The 17,111-nt window shown below is 50.7% G+C and carries 12 protein-coding genes and 1 tRNA gene; 8 read left to right on the top strand and 5 right to left on the bottom strand.

What is annotated here, in order from left to right:
* Positions 1–89: 89 nt before the first annotated feature.
* Positions 90–168, top strand: a tRNA-Asp gene (locus N3Z11_RS11330).
* A 512-nt stretch (positions 169–680) separates the two neighbouring features.
* Positions 681–2,312, top strand: a complete 1,632-nt coding sequence (locus N3Z11_RS11325) for a methyl-accepting chemotaxis protein (RefSeq protein ID WP_260657289.1) — start codon at positions 681–683, stop codon at positions 2,310–2,312.
* Positions 2,313–2,416: 104 nt separating this feature from the next.
* Here the strand turns inward: N3Z11_RS11325 and N3Z11_RS11320 are convergent, their stop codons facing one another.
* The 4 genes from N3Z11_RS11320 to N3Z11_RS11305 form a co-directional block, all read right to left on the bottom strand.
* Positions 2,417–3,886: a protein adenylyltransferase SelO gene (locus N3Z11_RS11320; protein ID WP_260657288.1), complete on the bottom strand. Its 1,470-nt coding sequence runs from the start codon at positions 3,884–3,886 to the stop codon at positions 2,417–2,419.
* Between the two features lie 189 nt (positions 3,887–4,075).
* Positions 4,076–4,771: a cupin domain-containing protein gene (locus N3Z11_RS11315; RefSeq protein WP_260657287.1), complete on the bottom strand. Its 696-nt coding sequence runs from the start codon at positions 4,769–4,771 to the stop codon at positions 4,076–4,078.
* A gap of 8 nt (positions 4,772–4,779) precedes the next feature.
* Positions 4,780–5,151: a VOC family protein gene (locus N3Z11_RS11310; protein ID WP_260657286.1), complete on the bottom strand. Its 372-nt coding sequence runs from the start codon at positions 5,149–5,151 to the stop codon at positions 4,780–4,782.
* 263 nt (positions 5,152–5,414) lie between these two features.
* Positions 5,415–5,810: a rhodanese-like domain-containing protein gene (locus N3Z11_RS11305; RefSeq protein ID WP_260657285.1), complete on the bottom strand. Its 396-nt coding sequence runs from the start codon at positions 5,808–5,810 to the stop codon at positions 5,415–5,417.
* 196 nt (positions 5,811–6,006) lie between these two features.
* On the opposite strand from N3Z11_RS11305, the gene N3Z11_RS11300 reads away from it, so the two are divergent.
* From N3Z11_RS11300 to N3Z11_RS11275, 6 genes are all read left to right on the top strand, one after another.
* On the top strand, positions 6,007–8,247 hold the full coding sequence (locus N3Z11_RS11300; RefSeq protein ID WP_260657284.1) for a putative bifunctional diguanylate cyclase/phosphodiesterase: 2,241 nt from the start codon (positions 6,007–6,009) through the stop codon (positions 8,245–8,247).
* A gap of 389 nt (positions 8,248–8,636) precedes the next feature.
* Positions 8,637–9,974 carry a GH1 family beta-glucosidase gene (locus tag N3Z11_RS11295; RefSeq protein WP_260657283.1) on the top strand — a complete coding sequence of 446 codons (1,338 nt, stop codon included), beginning with the start codon at positions 8,637–8,639 and terminating at the stop codon, positions 9,972–9,974.
* Positions 9,975–10,120: 146 nt separating this feature from the next.
* A complete protein-coding gene (locus N3Z11_RS11290) occupies positions 10,121–11,461 on the top strand; it encodes a glycoside-pentoside-hexuronide (GPH):cation symporter (protein ID WP_260657282.1) in 1,341 nt (446 codons plus the stop codon).
* Positions 11,462–11,500: 39 nt separating this feature from the next.
* Entirely contained in the window at positions 11,501–12,505 is a 1,005-nt protein-coding gene (locus N3Z11_RS11285) for a LacI family DNA-binding transcriptional regulator (protein ID WP_260657281.1), read from the top strand.
* Positions 12,506–13,054: 549 nt separating this feature from the next.
* A complete protein-coding gene (locus N3Z11_RS11280) occupies positions 13,055–13,885 on the top strand; it encodes a HEPN domain-containing protein (protein WP_260657280.1) in 831 nt (276 codons plus the stop codon).
* Positions 13,886–13,949: 64 nt separating this feature from the next.
* Complete coding sequence (locus tag N3Z11_RS11275; protein WP_260657279.1) at positions 13,950–14,411, top strand: hypothetical protein; 462 nt, start codon at positions 13,950–13,952, stop codon at positions 14,409–14,411.
* Here the strand turns inward: N3Z11_RS11275 and N3Z11_RS11270 are convergent.
* On the bottom strand, positions 14,408–17,086 hold the full coding sequence (locus N3Z11_RS11270) for a glycoside hydrolase family 3 protein (RefSeq protein WP_260657278.1): 2,679 nt from the start codon (positions 17,084–17,086) through the stop codon (positions 14,408–14,410). The two genes, N3Z11_RS11275 and N3Z11_RS11270, sit on opposite strands and share 4 nt — an antisense overlap.
* Between the last annotated feature and the right edge of the window lie 25 nt (positions 17,087–17,111).

The raw sequence follows: 17,111 nt of genomic DNA, 5'->3' as shown, positions 1-17,111 counted from the left end.
CTTAATGCTGGTTTTTTTGTGCCCAAATTTTGGCGTGAAATCTTATCTGAGTGGCAGCAGGCGCACCAAGCCGTCTGCCGACGGCTGTTCAGTCGGTTGCTCTCTGTTAAAAGCAAGGCCGGCCTGTCACGCCGGGGGGCGCGGGTTCGAGTCCCGTCCGCTTTGCCACTTTACTAAAGTAATATTTAGTAAAACATCAACCAGCTTAATGCTGGTTTTTTTGTGCCCAAATTTTGGCGTGAAATCTTATCTGAGTGGCAGCAGGCGCACCAAGCCGTCTGGCGACGGCTGTTCATCAAAGTCAATTTTTCACAGTTTTATCTTTGTCATGTTTAAACGCTTATATATTTCATACAGTTGTATGCTACATAAGCTTGCTCTAATGTTTGCTGTTCCAGCTTACTATTGTGCTGTGTTATGTCAGAGCCACCGCTTGCAGGCTTGGTCAGTTTTTAATTTTTGTGGTAGTGGAAACTAATCCATCCACCACCGTGCAGCGTACTAGTGACATGATGAACGCTTTGGGCGCACCTCACCGCGAAGAAACGGCAAAAAACGACGTCGCGGATTGAGCTAAAACGATTCATGCTGAAGTACTGGATATTTTTGCTGGCATTGCCGTATGGATGTGGCACAACAGGTTTACACCAGATAGCCAACTCAACCATAAGGTTCGCTCTATGAAGATAATTAATCGTTTATACGCAGGTTTTGCCATTTTACTGGTCATTATGCTGGGCATCACCCTGTTCGGTTTAGTTAAAATTAGTATTGCTGATGACAATCTGACCACGCTGTCGGAGCAAACAGCAGTGGAACAGCGTCAGGCTATTAACTTTCGCGGTAGTGTGCATGACAGAGCTATTTCAATCCGCGATGCAGTGCTGGTTGCTGACAAAACAAAATCTGAACAACATCAACAAGATATCAAAAGACTCAACGATTTTTACCAGCAGTCAGCTGCAACCCTGGACAATATGTATGGCAAGGTAAAACACAGCAATGAAGAAGTTGCTTATCTGCAGGCCATTAAAGATATTGAAGCTTCCACACTGAAACTCACCGCCACTTTGCTGGATATGGTCAATAACGAGCAGCATCAGCAAGCCAGCGACTACCTGCAAAGCACCGTCTCACCGGCTTACACCGAATGGTTAAAACGTATTAACCAGCTGATTGATTATCAGGAGCGCTCTATTCAGCGTGAGGTGTCAGCTGCCCGTGAACAAACCAACAGTTTTTCCAAAGTGATGATTATTGTCACGCTGATTGCACTGGGTATTGGTAGTTTTGTCGCTATCCGCTCGGTGCAGAGTTTAAAAAATATTATTGGCGGTGAGCCGGAATATGCAGCTTTTGTCATTAACCAGATCGCTTCCGGTGACTTAACTGTCGATGTTGGAACAACATCTCAAAACAGTATTTTAAGCGCAGTCAAAGACTTAACTTCGCATTTGACCGGTATGACTAAAAATTCGATGCAGGCGGCCAGTGCCTTGCTGATGGCATCAAAAAATTTATTGCAAACCGCCCATCAGAACGAAGATTTAATTGGTCATCAGAAGATGGCGACTGAGCAAGGTGCAACTGCTATTAATCAGATGTCGTCCACTGTGACTGAAGTGGCGCATCACACCAGTGAAGCTGCAGGTTTAGCGCAAACAGCCATTGATGAATTTAATGCCGGCCAGCGTGAAGTGCATAAAACCCAGTCCAGCATTAATGCACTGGCGGCAAAAGTGGGTGAAGCGGCCGAGGTGATAGACCATTTATCACAAGACAGCCGTCAGATTGGCTCTGTGCTGGAAGTGATACAGGGTATTGCTGAGCAAACCAATCTGTTGGCATTAAACGCAGCCATTGAAGCGGCGCGGGCAGGTGAGCAGGGTCGTGGTTTTGCCGTGGTTGCTGACGAAGTACGTAATCTGGCCAGAAGAACCCAGGAATCAACCCGGCAAATTCAAGAAGTGATAGAAAAAATGCAAAACAGCTCAGTCAAGGCTGTGGCTGTGATGAACGAAGGTCAGGCGCAGGCGAATCTGAGTGTGGAGCAGGCGCAATGTGCCGGCGATTCTTTAAATGCCATTAATATTTCGGTGATTAAAATCAGTGATATGAACACCCAGATTGCCACGGCAGCGGAAGAGCAGTCTGTGGTGGCGTCGGAAATTAACCGAAACTTTGGTCAGATCACCAGTTCAGCACTGCAGGCCGAACAGGAAGCGGCGAAAATTACCACCGCCAGTCAGCAGCTGGAGGCGTTGGCGCGCACTCTGGAGCAAAACGTAAAACAGTTTAAAACCAGAGACTAAGGTTGAGCTTTTGCTGTGATTACAGCCACTGATAGCAAAAAGGAAGGTATTTACCTTCCTTTTTAATTGTTCGTTTTTAGTGACTGCAGCTCAGGCTCCACCACTTAAGTACCACAAAAAGTGCGGTAATGCGGCCCGCCGGCTGGCGGCGCCTGGGCAAACACCGCATTGCTGGCTGTGGCAACAAAGGGGCTCTGCAGTGCTTTGGCAAATTGCTGGAATAAGGTCAGATCGTCCTGCTGCACCACCTGGCTGATGATCTGTTCTATCTGATGGTTGCGTGGAATAAAAAACGGGTTGTGCTGGTCCATCTGAGCCTGTAGTGCAACAAAGCCAGGCTTGGGGTTTTCCAGTTGCAGCTGCGCCAGCCAGTGATGATGCCATTGCAAAAAGGCCGCATCGTGACTGATAGGGGTTGTCGGCCGTTCTGGCGTCAGTGCATCGGTGAGGCTTTGACTGAGCTGTCGGAAAGTCAGGGTAAAATCCAGCTGCTGTTGTGCCATTAAATCCAGCAGCTGCTGCACCAGCGCGGCATTTTCAGCACCTGGGGTTAATGCCAGTTTGGCGCAAAAGCGCTGTTGCCACTGTTGTTGGTACAAAGTCGGAAATTCGTTCAGTACTTCGGTCGCCAATGCAACAGCCGTAGGCTCGTCCGGATGCAGCAAAGGCAGCAAGGCTTCGGCCAGCCGGGCCAGATTCCATTGGGTAATGGCAGGCTGGTTTTTATAAGCATAACGGCCCTGATGATCAATAGAGCTAAACACCGTATGAGGGTCATAACTGTCGATAAAGGCACAGGGGCCATAATCGATGGTTTCGCCGCTCACTGTCATATTGTCGGTATTCATCACACCGTGCACAAAACCGACGCTCATCCAGTGTGCCACCAGTGCTGCCTGAGCCTGACACACAGCGCGCAGCAGCGCCAGATAAGGCTCTGCTTCCTGTTGCAACTCTGGGTAATGCCGCTGCAGTACATAATCAGCCAGTTGTTGCAGCGCGGGTAAATCCTGCAGCATTGCCACATACTGAAAAGTGCCAATGCGGATATGGCTGGCGGCCACCCGGGTCAGAATGCCGCCCGGCAGCCGCTGATCCCGGTACACCGGCTCGCCGGTATACACTGCGGCCAGCGCTCTGCTGCTCGGAACGCCCAGTGCGTGCATGGCTTCGCTGACCAGATATTCCCGCACCACAGGCCCCAAAGCTGAGCGGCCATCACCACGGCGTGAATAGGGTGTTGGGCCAGCACCTTTGAGCTGAATGTCACGTCTTTGGCCTTTTTTATCAATAATTTCTGCCAGTAATAAAGCCCGGCCATCGCCCAGGCGGGGTGATAACTGACCAAATTGATGGCCACTGTACGCCTGTGCCAAAGGTTTGCTCCAGGGCGCCTGCTGATTACCGCTGAAAATGGCGAGGCCTTGCTCTGTTTCACAAAGTGCTGCGTCCAGCCCAAGCTCAGCGGCCAGCTCATGGTTAAAGGCCAGCCATTTGGGTGCGGCTACAGGGGTAGCAGCACAAAGGCTGTAAAATTCAGCAGGGAGTGTGCTGTAGCTATGTTCGGTTTGCATGGATATCACTTTTGTAAGTGCTGTGCTCTGGCATCAGGACAGTGGAATGCTGCGATTGTAGCAATATTGCGCTCTATGCAGCCACCACAATAGCAGGCACCTCGATAGCAGGCAGTGCAGCAGCAGAAAAAGGGCCTGCTACAACAGCAGCAGGCCCCGGCTTTTCCTTTCAAGGCAACCACTGCGGGGTCAGGCGCTGGGCTCAATAAATTGGTCGCCCAATAAACCGGCCCCCAAATGCCCCACCTTGACATAAATCAGCGCGCCTTCAGCACCGGTAAAAGGCTGATGCTGACTGTATCTTGGGTTTCGCAGCCAGCTCATGGCCGGATATTCACCGAACTCATCACAAAATACTCCTTCAAGCACCAGAATTTCTTCACCGCCCGGGTGTATATGCCGGTGAAAGCGGGTATGAGGTGCAAAACGCACCAGCGCTGTGCTGACACCGTCAAACTCATGCAGTGGCAGCACAGTTAAACCGGGGGCTGTGCCCGGCACAAAGCTGCTGTGCTGGCTTGGCAGCACCAGCTGAGTTTTGTCACCTTCAGAGAACTGCCAGAGTTTTACCAACAGCAGGCAGCCCTGTTCGGAAAAGGGCGTATGGCTGCTGCCAGGCGGGTTTCGAAGGTAAGTGCCGGCCGGATAATCACCATGCTCATCACTGAACACCCCTTCGAGCACCAGAATTTCTTCACCGCCGTCGTGTCGATGGGCATGGTAACCACTGCCTGGTGCATAACGCACCAGGCTGGTGGCGCGCGCTACTTCGCCGCCCGCTCTGTCCAGCATCAGCCGGCTGACGCCTGGCATAGGAGAGTCTTGCCATTGTTGCTCAGCCGGTAAAACCACTATGCGCCTGGTAAAGTCACTGTGCAGCTGCATTGACGCTGTTATCCAAAGTGGCTGAACGCAATTTTGTTGCCGTCAGCGTCCCGGACATAAGCACCGTAAAACTTGCCTGGAATACGCTGGCCTGGCGCACCATCGCAGCTGGCACCCAGGGCGATGGCTTTATGATAGAGCGCGTCAACCAGCTCTTTGCTGCCAGGGCTGATAGCGACCATAGTGCCGTTGCCCGGGGCTGCAGGCTCTTTGTTAAAAGGAATACAAATCGCCAGCATAGGTTTATTCATGCTTTGGCCAAAAAAGATAATCCGGTCCATTTCCAGCAAAGGTTTGGCGTCCAGCTCAGACAATAAAGAGCCATAAAATTCGCGGGCGCTGGCTAAATCGCTGACACCAAAAGTTACATAACTCAGCATAAAAACTCCTGTGGTGAAAAAAAGCCAACCGGCAGTAGCTGCCGGTTGGTGTTGGTTTTAATAAATCGCACGACTTATCACGGCAATACGCAGCGGCGGTGCTTTTGGAGCAGTGGCCCGGGAAAAAAGTACAAAGTTGCCGTTCAGGTTGGCGCTCAGCAGCGGGGAACCCGCCATTTTGCTGCAGGCGCTCAGTTCGATGCAAAGTTCAGAGGCTCAGTTTCAGCAGCTAAGCTGAAAAACTAAAACTGCAGATCCAACCTTCAGATTTCAACCTTCAGGCCTGCGTCCTGCCATGCCTGAAAACCGCCAGTAACAGAATACACCCGGCTAAAACCCATTTGTTGTAACGACACAGCGGCCAGCGCCGAGCGGGCACCACTACGGCATAATAAATACACGGCCTTACCGGCCAAAGTCGCCAGCGCCTGATCTGTGTCACAAATTGCAGCTACAGCAGGGTGCTGATGAATACGCATTTCCAGTACACCACGCGGATAGTTCACTGCACTGTGAATATGGCCGACGTTAAATTCGTCCGGTTCACGCACGTCAATCAGAATACTGTGTGGGTCGTTCAGGGCGGCAGCGAGTTGTTCAACGGACACTTCGCGGATCTGGCTTTTGGCTTCGGCCACCAGTTGCTGGGCGTTTTTCATGGTTGTTCCTTCAAGTTGTCTGTAAAAAGTTGTCTGAAAATCTGGCTTAATGTAGCGGCTGCCAGCCAGACTGACAATGTTTATTAGGTTGATCTAATATATGGGTCAACTTGTAATCATACAATTGCCTTCTTATTATCAAAGTCTGTGTCAAGCCTTGGTCAACATTGCAACTTTAAGTCAGCAGGAGTGTTGTTTGTCAGGAGCCGGTCAGCAGTTATCCAGATTAAAACTTTATTTTCGGCAGACTATCTGGCTGCTGCTGGCTTTTGTTGGCAGTTTTTTCTGGTATGTACGTTCAGAGCAATTGATAGATGAAGCGAACCAGCAGCGGCTGGTGTCGTTTTTTCTGGCCGACGAACTTAGGCAAACTTCCGATGATTTAACGCGGATGGTGCGCAGTTATGTCGCCACAGGTAACCCACAATACAAAGATTATTTCCGTGAAATTATTGCCATCCGTGATGGCAAAGCGCCAAGGCCACAGGATTATCACCGGCTGTACTGGGATTTAGTTGTCGCAGGCAGCAATAAACCCAAAGCTTATGGGCCACCGGCAGCTTTGCTGAGCTTAATGCAGCAGGCCGGTTTTACCGAACAGGAATTTGACAGATTGGCCAAAGCCAAGGCTGCTTCGGATGACTTAACCGCTATTGAGTTTCAGGCGATGCAGCAGGCTGAAGATGCGGCCGCCTTGCCGTTAGCGCTCCAGTTGCAGACCCGCCAGAGCGCGCTGGATCTGCTGTTTGATGACAATTACCATCTGGCCAAAGCCGGCATTATGCAGCCGATAGAAGAGTTTTATCTGCTGGTTGACAACCGCACTGCCGCGCAAGTGGCGCAGGCGATGTTTGTGGCCGATTTGCTGCGAGCACTTTTTATTGCCATTGCCTGCGCTTTATTTTTGCTGGTATGGCGGGTGCAGCGCCAGTTTCATGCGGTGCTTGGTACTTCGCTTGCCGATTTATATAAACATATCAGTGTGCTGGGTTCAGCCAAAGACTCAGCGCTGATTGAAGTGGCCCCGGATAAACAAGACACAGTGCTGGGCTGGCTGGCGCGTACGCAGCAGCGCCTGTTGCAGTTGGATGATACCAGGCGCATGGCACAACACCGGCTGGAACATCTGGCGCATTATGATGGCCTGACCGGCCTTGCCAACCGGCTGTTATTGCTCGAGTCGTTGCAACAGGCGATGGACCAGCAGCCACAGGCTTTGTTGGGGCTGGCGTATCTGGATATCGATGGTTTTAAAAGTATCAATGATCATCACGGTCATCAGCTCGGGGACAGGGTACTGGTGCAGCTGGCGCAGCGGCTGTCACATTTGCAAAGGCCCAAAGATCTAATTGCCCGTTTTGGCGGCGACGAGTTTGTGGTGCTGTTGTATCCGCTTGACACTGAGCAGCAGGGCGCTGTGTTGTTGCAACGTTTGCTTAGCGAAATCAGTTTGCCGGTGTATGTTGAAGGGCTGGAGCTTCGGTTGTCGGCCTGTGCCGGTTTAACTTTTTATCCGCAGCCAGGTGTGCAGGCCGATCAGTTATTACGTCAGGCCGATCAGGCGATGTATCAGGCCAAACAGGGCGGCAAAAACCGCTACCATCGTTTTGATGCGGCGCAGGAGCAGCAGCTGCGTGGTTATCATCATCAGCTGGAGCAAATCCGCCAGGCGCTGGAGCTGCAGCAGTTTGAACTCTTTTATCAACCCAAAGTAAATATGGCGACAGGGGAGGTGACAGGGCTGGAAGCGCTGGTGCGCTGGCAGGATCCCAAACGGGGTTTATTATCACCGGCGGCTTTTTTGCCGGTGCTGGAACAACATTCACTTGGCATTAAACTGGGGCAATGGGTGCTGGCTGCGGCAGTGCGCCAGCTTGGCCTCTGGCTTAGACGCGGCATCCGTTTGCCGGTCAGTATTAATATTTCGGCCAATCATTTACAGCATGCTGATTTTGAAAAGGATCTGGCTGCTTTATTAGCGCCTAATCCGCAGCTGGCGCAATATATTGAGCTGGAAATTCTGGAATCGAGCGCGCTGGATGATATCAGCACCGTCAGCAACCTGATGAGCAAATGTAGTGCGCTTGGTGTGCGTTTTGCGCTGGATGATTTTGGTACCGGTTATTCGTCTTTGTCTTATCTGAAGCGCTTGCCGCTGCACAGTGTCAAAGTGGATCAGAGTTTTGTCCGTGATTTATTGGTGGACGATGACGATGTGCCCATTTTGCAGGGCATTCTGGCGCTGAGCCGGGCTTTTGATATGCAGGTGATTGCCGAAGGTGTCGAGACTGAAGGCCATGGCTGTAAACTGCTGCAAATGGGTTACCAGCATGCGCAGGGTTATGCCATTGCCAGGCCCATGCCGGCTGCTGCCTTGCTTAATTGGTTACCCCAGTGGCAACCGCCGGCGTCCTGGCTGGCGTTGACGCCAGCATAAGCGGCTTCTGTTTGTTGTTTTTGTGAAATTAAGCCTCCATCTGTGTTTTTCTGCTGCTGTTTCTACGCTGCAACAGCGGCCGTATGCAAATTAGCTGCGGTTATTTTCTGGCCTTTTTCTCAGCTTGTATTGACGCGATTAAGAAAATCACCTAACTTCTGAAAATAGCGTGAAAGCGCTTACAGGTGTTTAGCGCTGCTGTAAAACAGCCGGCCAAAGTTTTGGTAAGTTGCTGAAAAAAATCAATAACGTCAGTCTATTCCGGCGCCGATGAGTGTGCAGCAAGGCTGCAACAACGATGATTTTTAACCTGCAGTGCAATAGCACAATGCGCAGTTGATTCGCCGCCGGACAGTGCCGGTGGCAGCACATAACCACAGTGAATAACAATGAAAACAATTCAGTTACCCAAAGATTCCAGACTCTGCCAGCGCGATTTTATTTTTGGCGTGGCTACGGCTTCTTTTCAGATTGAAGGCAGTGCCGAAAGCCGTTTGCCCTGTATCTGGGATACTTTTTGTGCCACACCGGGCAAGATCCGTGATGGATCCAATGGTCTGGTGGCCTGTGATCATGTCAACCGCTGGCAGGACGATGTGCAGCTTATTCAGTCGCTGGGGGTGGATGCTTATCGGTTATCCATTTCCTGGCCCAGGGTGATGTATCAGGACGGCTCGTTAAACCAGGCCGGTGTTGATTTTTATATTCAGTTGCTGGATGCGCTTAAAGCGTTAAAGATCAAAACCTTTGTCACTTTATATCATTGGGACTTACCACAGTATATTGAAGATCAGGGCGGCTGGTTAAACCGGCAAACCGCCTATTTATTTGCTGACTATGCAGACAAAATCAGCCGCGCTTTTGCGGGCAGGGTAGACAGTTACGCCACCTTAAATGAGCCATTTTGCAGCTCGTATTTAGGTTATGAAGCTGGTATTCATGCACCGGGCAAACAGCAAAAAGCCTGGGGACGGCAAGCGGCGCATCATTTGTTATTGGCCCATGGGCTGGCACTCAAAGTACTGAAAAAAAATAGCCCCGATAGCCTCAATGGTCTGGTGCTGAATTTTACCCCTTGTTATGCCCAGACTGAGGATCCGGCCGATGTGGCGGCAGCGCAGCTGGCCGATGATTATTTTAATCAGTGGTATATCAAACCCGTGCTGGATGGCGAATACCCACAGAGTTTTGCCCTGCTGAACGAGCAGGACAAACCCGGCATTGAACCCGGCGATCTGGCCATTATCAGCGAGCCACTGGATTTTCTTGGGGTGAATTTTTACACCCGCACTGTGTATCAGGCTTGTGCCGAGCATGGTTTTGCCCCTGTGGATATGGTGGATGCGCCCAAAACCGATATTGGCTGGGAAATTTATCCGCAGGCTTTTACCGACTTGTTAGTGAGTTTGCATCAGCAATATCAGTTGCCGCCTGTGTATATCACCGAAAATGGCGCTGCCATGGACGATAAACTGATAGGCGGAGTTGTTAATGACGAAGACCGGCTGGCTTATTATCAGGCGCATTTATTGGCGCTCGACAGTGCCATCCGGCAAGGCGTGCGGGTGGATGGTTATTTTGCCTGGAGCCTGATGGACAATTTTGAATGGGCTGAAGGTTATTTAAAACGTTTTGGCATTGTGTATGTAGATTACGTCACACAGCAGCGCACCATTAAAACCAGTGGTCTGGCCTATCGCGACTTTATTCAAAGCCGCCGGCGCTAACAAGCATTGGCAGCAGGAGGCAGTGGCGCAGCGCGGGGCTGCTTGCCAGTCTCTGCCTGATGCATTAGGTTTGAACTTTAGATAAACACAGATTGCGACGGCGCCACGCGCTTTAACTTTATAACAATAATTACAGGGGAAGGCTGATGGTCAGCGTCAGGGAGAAGATAGCCTACGGGCTTGGCGATACCGCCAGCAATATTGTGTTTCAGACCGTGATGCTGTTTTTAACCTTCTTTTACACTGACATCTTTGGCATTTCACCGGCCTTTGTCGGCACCATGTTTTTAGTGGTGCGTATTATCGACGCTATTACCGACCCCTTAATGGGCGCGCTGGCCGACCGGACCCAGAGTAAACATGGCAAATTCCGGCCTTATTTATTGTGGTTTGCGCTGCCTTTTGGTGTTTTTAGCGTGCTGGCTTTTACCACACCGGATTTTTCCGAAAACGGCAAAATGTGGTATGCCTTCCTCACTTATACCCTGCTGATGCTGGCTTATACCGCCATTAATATTCCCTATTGTGCTTTGGGCGGCGTGTTAACGGCTGATCCGGGCGAACGGGTATCGGTGCAAAGTTTCCGTTTTGTCTTTGCCATGTTAGGCGGCCTGTTGGTGTCGGCCTGTACTTTGCCGCTGGTGGATTATTTTGGCGAGGGCGATAAAGCCAAAGGTTATCAGCTGACCATTCTGGCCATGAGTGTGGCCGGGGTGCTGATGTTTTTAGCCTGTTTTTACGGCACTAAAGAAAGGGTGCAACCGCCGGCTGAACAAAATAGCCTGGCGCAAGGCTGGAAAGCCTTGTGGGCCAATGACCAATGGCGGGTGTTGTCGCTGGCGGCGCTGTTTTTATTGTCGGGCGCTGTGCTGAAAAATACCCTGGCCATTTATTACGTGAAATATTATCTGGAATTGCCGGATGATATCAGCCTGTTTATTACTCTGGGCATGCTCGGCAGTATTGCCGGTTGTATGGTGGCGCAGCCGCTTGCCAAAAGGTTTTGCAAGGTAAAACTCTATATCGCGGTGCAGCTTTGCGCCGCAGCTGTCTGTGTGGCCGCTTATTTTGTCGCTCCTTCCCAAAGCATGCTGGCGTTTGGCTTTTTTATGCTGTGGAACTTCTTTTTTAACGCCGGTACACCGCTGCTCTGGGCAAAAATGGCCGACACTGTAGATTATGGCCAATGGAAAACCGGCATCCGCACCACCGGCATGGTGTATTCATCCATTATCTTTTTTATCAAACTGGGGCTCGCCATTGGTGGTGCTGCCGCCGGCTGGTTACTGGCCGGTTATGGTTATCAGGCCGACCAAAGCCAGACTGAAACCGCCAAACAAGGCATTTTATGGTCATTTTGTGTTTATCCCGCCCTTGGCTCGTTGCTGGTGGCGCTGGTGATGCGCTGGTACATTCTGACCAATGAAAAAATTGCCCGGATAAGCACGGATTTACAAAGAGCCGAGGCTGAAAAGCTGGTAAGCTAAAAAGCACAAACAACCTAAGCGTATGTGAATAAAGGACTTATGGCTACAATTTACGACGTGTCATTGATGGCGGGCGTGTCGCTGGCAACAGTGTCGCGGGTGATGAATAACAACACCAACGTCAGCGAAAAAACCCGGCAAAAAGTACTGGATGCCATGGCAGCGCTTGGCTACAGGCCTAATACCTTTGCCCAGTCACTGGCGTCAAACTGTTCCAACAGCGTTGGCGTGCTGGTGTCGCAGCTGGATGGTCCTTATTACGGTCCTATGATGGCGGAAATTGAAGCTTCGCTGCGCAGCAAAAACAAACATGTGATTATTGCCGTGGGCCACAGTGATGCGGCGCAGGAAATGGACAGTGTCGAGTTTTTGCAGGACAGAGGTTGTGACGCGCTGATCCTCGATGTAGAAGCGGTGTCGGATGAGTATTTAATTAAACTCAGCCAGGGTGACAAGCCGATAGTGCTGATCAACAGGTATATCGAACAAATCAGCGACCGTTGTATTTACCTCGATAACGAGCTGGGCGGTTATTTAGCCTGCCAGCATGTATTGCAGCTTGGTCATAAAAATATTGCTTATATTTCAGGCCCTAAGCGCAAACACGACGCGCTGGAGCGCCTGGAAGGCCACAAAAGAGCGCTGGCAGAATTTGGCCTGAGCTTTGAGCCCAGACTTTGTGTCGAAGGCGACTACAAAGAAGACGGCGGTGTGGCCGGCATGGAACAACTGTTCGCCACAGGCCTGCCATTTAGCGCCGTGGTCTGCGCCAACGACCAGATGGTGTCAGGCGCCATTTCGGTCTGTTTAGACCGCGGCCTGAAAGTACCCGGCGACTTATCTTTTGTCGGCTACGACAATATTCCTTTTGCCCGTTATATCTCCCCCAAACTCACCACAGTGAACAACCCCATCCATGAAATGGGTAAAATGGCCGCTTTGTGGCTTTTGAAAAATCTGTACAAAGACGACAGCGTGGCAGTGAATAATGTGTTTGTGCCAGAGCTGGTGGTAAGGGAGTCGGCAGCAGAGCTGAAGGGCTAAATGCTTTAGCCTTTGCCTTTGCACTTGCGGCTGATGGCGCTGTGGCAGTGTTGTACTTGGCAGTTTAGAGTGCAGCCTCATAGGTGATACTTCAGTTCAACCACATAGGTAACAGCGCGCTTTAGAAAGCTAAGTGTTTGTTTTATTTGATGCCTTGCGGCATGGCGCGAATGCGGGGACTCGCCCCCGCGGGCGAGTCACTTTTTGTATCGACAAAAAGTGACGCAAAAAACGACCCCGGTAAGCCTTCGAAAGCCCGCTAAAAATCAAAAGTTTGAGGCGCCGCCAAAACTCAGCGGCTGCTAGCGTCAGCCGCTTCAAACAGTTGGCGTCTTAAAACCTCAAACTTTCGATTTTTATCGGCTCGGCTTAAAGGGGAGGAAAAGCGCTGGTTTGGTGGTTGGTTTTTTCCAAAACAGGAAAGATGCTGTTTCTATTTAGTATTAGTCGTCAATATAACGTTCAAAAGCTTCAGATTCAGAGTAAAAGAAAGTAGATCATGTTCTGCGTCTTGCTTACAGATACATCATTGGTTGGAAGGGGAGTCAGATGGAATTGAACTATGTACACAGTCTCAGATGTAAAGACGAGCTTGAACACTTTGAAATTTTGCCTAGTCATACTCAAGCCGATATCGAACGATATATCGTTGACGTTATCTGCGATTCTTTCGTTAAACCTGCCGACGAGGACTATGTTACGGCTCGGTTACTTGCTCAAAAAGGTATGCATCGTGCATTCTTTTGGGCTGCTTCTCAGGCATTAGAGAAATATTTGAAGGCTTTTCTCCTTATGAGAGGAAAAGCGATTAATCAAAAGCGGTTCGATGGTCATCCTATTACCGCCTTGCACAGTGAAGCGTGCTCGATAGTTGAGTTACGTTCAACACTCGACACTAAGCCTCATACCGCAATTAAGATTAATTCGGACGTTTCCGAATCAATTGAAATTTTCTTGGTCGATGATTTCATAAAAAATGTTGAAGAACATGGATGCCCTGATAATCGATACAACGCTTTCGGGGTGGATTTCAATTCGGGTCTTTTATTTGCACTCGATAGTTATGTTTTTAGTCTAAGGAAGCACATAGGAGTCCCCCCGATTCAAAATTCCCTCAGCAAAATGGAGCAGGGGCTCATTGAGGCTTTTTACTCTTACAACCCATGGTTTACACCGGAGCAAATGAGTTTCGTGGAACTCCCAAATGAAAATTTTTATCTTACTATCTCTAGTGCGGTCACGACGTTGGATTACCTGACCGGGCCAGGTGCACCATCTTGTTCAAGCTTCGTAATCAAATGGCTTGATCGGAAAATGAAGCTACCCAAGAAGATAAAGCATGCGCTTAAGGATAATACGGATGTGACGAAAAACTTCTAAAGCGGCTTTTTTTACTTTCGTTTATTTCGCTGGTGTTCTGTATTGGCCTCAAAGTGCAGTTTTAATGTCTGATATGCTCTCAAAACAGAAATTCCCAAGCTGTCCCGCTCTTTGCCCCGTCAAGCGAGCCGTTGTTTTGGCCGGTTTTGAGGTTTTAAGCCGACAACTGTTTGAGGCGAGCGACGGTAGCGCTCGCCGAGTTTTGGCGGCGCCTCAAAATTGGTCAAAACAGCGGGCTTTCGAGCGATCTCGGGGTGATTTCTTTGCGTCTCTTTCTTTGTCAGCAAAGAAAGAGACTCGCCCGCCGGGGCGAAACCCGGCATCCGTGCCATGCCGCAGGCATAAAATCAACCAACAATGCCGCTGGGGTGCAGCAACCCCACATCCGCGCCATACCGCAGGCATCAAAAACGACTTCATTGCCAAAGTATCGGCACAAAAAAACGACGCCAAAAAAACAACGCTAAAAAGCGTCGTTTTTAAAATCAAAGCGCCATGCCCGGCGCACCGGGCAGCAACCGCCTAGTCACATGCAACCACCACTGCATCAGCACCAAGTTTGGTCACCGGCTGAATTTGCAGCTGATGGAAACTTAAGCTCAGTGCACCCTGAGATTGCAGCGTCAGCACATTGCCGATTTGTGCAAAATCAACACCTTGTTTGGCAAAACACTCGAGGTTCAGGTGCAGCTGTTGCCAGCTGCCTTCTGGCATCGCGCTTAAAGCTTTGCTGATATTCTGCGTTGCGCTGCACTTTTCACCACAGGCCATGGCAACCAGCACTGTGTCTGGCACTTTGCTGTCGCGTTTGAGTGTCAGGCTTAATACCGACGGCTGTTCACGGTAGGCGCGTAAGTCACGTGGGAAGCTGCTGATAATGGCAATACCGGCACTGCTGCTTGCAGCTGCTTCACTAAATACCAGCTCGCGGGCGTCTTCCTGCACCTGGTAATCAAAACTGCGGATGCTGACAGCGCCCAGCTTTTGTTGGCTGCTGCTGACGGCAGCTTTTTGCTGGCCACTTTGTAACATCAGCTGCCATGGCGCTTTCAAGTCGCGGTTAAACAGGACCAGCGGCTCAAGGGGGGCGGCGGCATCGCTGATGTGTTCCGGCAATGGGTTGGTCGCTAACGCTTCAGCGTTCTGTTGGTAACTGAGGCCGTAACCATAAGGGAACAGCGGCTGGTAGTTTTCATCACCGCGATTCACGCTGGTTTGATTCGGGCTTTGTGGCCAGGAAAAACTCAGCTTGCCGTGAAAATCCTGTTGCACCTTGCCGTCGGCACCTTGGAATAACACCGGCGCTATGCCTGAGCCTTCGCTGCCCGGCAGCCAGATGGCAACAAAAGCATCAGACTGGTTGATTTCCGGATTCACCCAAAGCGGCCGGCCGCTGATAAAAAGCGACACCACTTTGATGCCATCGGCTTTGAGTTTTTTCAGCATGGCTAAATCGGTTTTATTGCCACGCTGGTATTCCAGATTGTTAATGTCGCCATTGCCTTCGGCGTAAGGCTGTTCACCGTACACCACTATGGCTACATCAGGTTTTTGTTGATAACTGCCGTCAGTACTGAGTTCAACCGAACCGCCGGCAGCTTTTACCTGCTGCTCAATGCCAGCGTAAATAGAGCTGCCGCCCGGAAAATCGCTGTTCTGATTGCCGGTGCCTTGCCAGGTGATGGTCCAGCCGCCACTTTGCATGCCAATATTGTCGGCGCCAACCCCTGTCACCAGCACTTTTTGTTTTGGGCTCAGCGGCAAAATATTGTTGTTTTTCAAGAGCACCATCGACTTTTGTACAGCTTCTCTGGCAATAGCTCTGTGCTCATTGGAACCTATCAGTTCGGTTTTACCGGATAAAGGCCGGTTGGCCGGGCTTGGTTTGTCAAACAGGCCGGCACGCAGTTTCACCCGCAAAATGCGCCGTACTGCATCGTCAATGCGGCTTTGTGGAATTTCGCCGGCTTTGGTCTGGGCAATCAGGTTCTCGTACAAAGGTTTCCAGGCAGCGGTGGGCACCATATAAATATCCAGACCGGCGTTGGCAGCCGCTGCACAATTTTCATTGCTGCAGCCCGGAATTTGGCCATGGCCGTTCCAGTCACCTACCACTAAACCATCAAAACCCATTCTGGTTTTCAGTACATCGGTTAACAGATAAGAATTGCCATGGTTTTTCACGCCATGCCAGCTGTTAAAAGACGCCATCACGGTTTGGGCGCCAGCGGCAAGGCCACCGACATAACCCTGGGCATGCAAGCGCACTAAATCAGCTTCGCTGGCGGTGTTGTTGCCCTGATCAACACCACCTTCGGTGCCGCCATCGCCAATAAAGTGTTTGACTGTGCTCACCACACGCTCAGCACCGAGAAAATCTTTGTCTGTTGTTGCGCCTTGTAAGCCGCGCACTATGGCACCGGCGTAAGAGCGCACAATGTCGGGATCTTCAGAATAACCTTCGTAGCTTCTGCCCCAGCGGTCATCGCGCACCACAGCCACAGTAGGCGCAAATACCCAATCAATGCCAGTTACCATTACTTCACGGGCGGTAGCGCGGGCAATTTTTTCAATCAGTTGTTCATCACGGGCGGCGCCAAGGCCAATATTGTGCGGGAACAAAGTAGCGCCGATGACATTGTTGTGACCATGCACAGCATCTGTGCCCCAGAAGGTTGGAATAGTGGAACCGTCTTCTGAATCGTCAACAGAGGCCTGATACATGGCTTCGGCCAGTTTGATCCAGTCTTGTGGCGTGGCCTGTTTATTGCCGTCCGGGAATGAGCCGCCGCCATTGAGATAAGAGCCAAAGCCGTATTTGCGCATATCGGCGACGGTAATATCGCGAATTTCCGGCTGGATCATCTGGGCAACTTTTTGCTCCAGTGTCATGCTGCTTAATATTTTTTCAAGCCGCGCTTCAAGCTCAGGGTTGCTGGCAACAGCCGGTGTTAAGGCCGGCCACAGCTTCAGGTCGGTTGCCGGGCTTTGGCTCGCGCTTTGTTGCAACTTTGGTTTGCCCTTGTCAGGGCTTGTGCTCGTGATTGGGCTTGGGCTTTGGGCTGTCACTGGCTCAGCCTCCGTCTGGTTTTGCTGATTGCCGGCTTTTTCTGCTGCAGGCTGACAAGCAGCAACAGCAACAAACAGCAGACTGCCAAGTGCATAAAGTGGTCGCCTGGTGGCAGGGAATTTGGGCGTCATCAGGTCAAATCCTTGTTTAAACTGG

This window comes from Rheinheimera sp. 4Y26, assembly GCF_025245835.1.
Classification (GTDB): domain Bacteria; phylum Pseudomonadota; class Gammaproteobacteria; order Enterobacterales; family Alteromonadaceae; genus Pararheinheimera.
Note: the sequence above shows the minus strand (reverse complement) of the source record. Positions and strands in the feature narration are given on the sequence as shown.

Excerpts from the sequence above, each read along its gene's own strand:
- N3Z11_RS11285 (WP_260657281.1), top strand. The coding sequence starts at position 11,501 with ATGGCTACAATTTACGACGTGTCATTGATGGCGGGCGTGTCGCTGGCA.
- N3Z11_RS11310 (WP_260657286.1), bottom strand. The coding sequence starts at position 5,151 with ATGCTGAGTTATGTAACTTTTGGTGTCAGCGATTTAGCCAGCGCCCGC.
- N3Z11_RS11290 (WP_260657282.1), top strand. The coding sequence starts at position 10,121 with ATGGTCAGCGTCAGGGAGAAGATAGCCTACGGGCTTGGCGATACCGCC.
- N3Z11_RS11320 (WP_260657288.1), bottom strand. The coding sequence starts at position 3,886 with ATGCAAACCGAACATAGCTACAGCACACTCCCTGCTGAATTTTACAGC.
- N3Z11_RS11275 (WP_260657279.1), top strand. The coding sequence starts at position 13,950 with ATGTCTGATATGCTCTCAAAACAGAAATTCCCAAGCTGTCCCGCTCTT.
- N3Z11_RS11305 (WP_260657285.1), bottom strand. The coding sequence starts at position 5,810 with ATGAAAAACGCCCAGCAACTGGTGGCCGAAGCCAAAAGCCAGATCCGC.
- N3Z11_RS11295 (WP_260657283.1), top strand. The coding sequence starts at position 8,637 with ATGAAAACAATTCAGTTACCCAAAGATTCCAGACTCTGCCAGCGCGAT.
- N3Z11_RS11270 (WP_260657278.1), bottom strand. The coding sequence starts at position 17,086 with ATGACGCCCAAATTCCCTGCCACCAGGCGACCACTTTATGCACTTGGC.
- N3Z11_RS11315 (WP_260657287.1), bottom strand. The coding sequence starts at position 4,771 with ATGCAGCTGCACAGTGACTTTACCAGGCGCATAGTGGTTTTACCGGCT.
- N3Z11_RS11280 (WP_260657280.1), top strand. The coding sequence starts at position 13,055 with ATGGAATTGAACTATGTACACAGTCTCAGATGTAAAGACGAGCTTGAA.
- N3Z11_RS11325 (WP_260657289.1), top strand. The coding sequence starts at position 681 with ATGAAGATAATTAATCGTTTATACGCAGGTTTTGCCATTTTACTGGTC.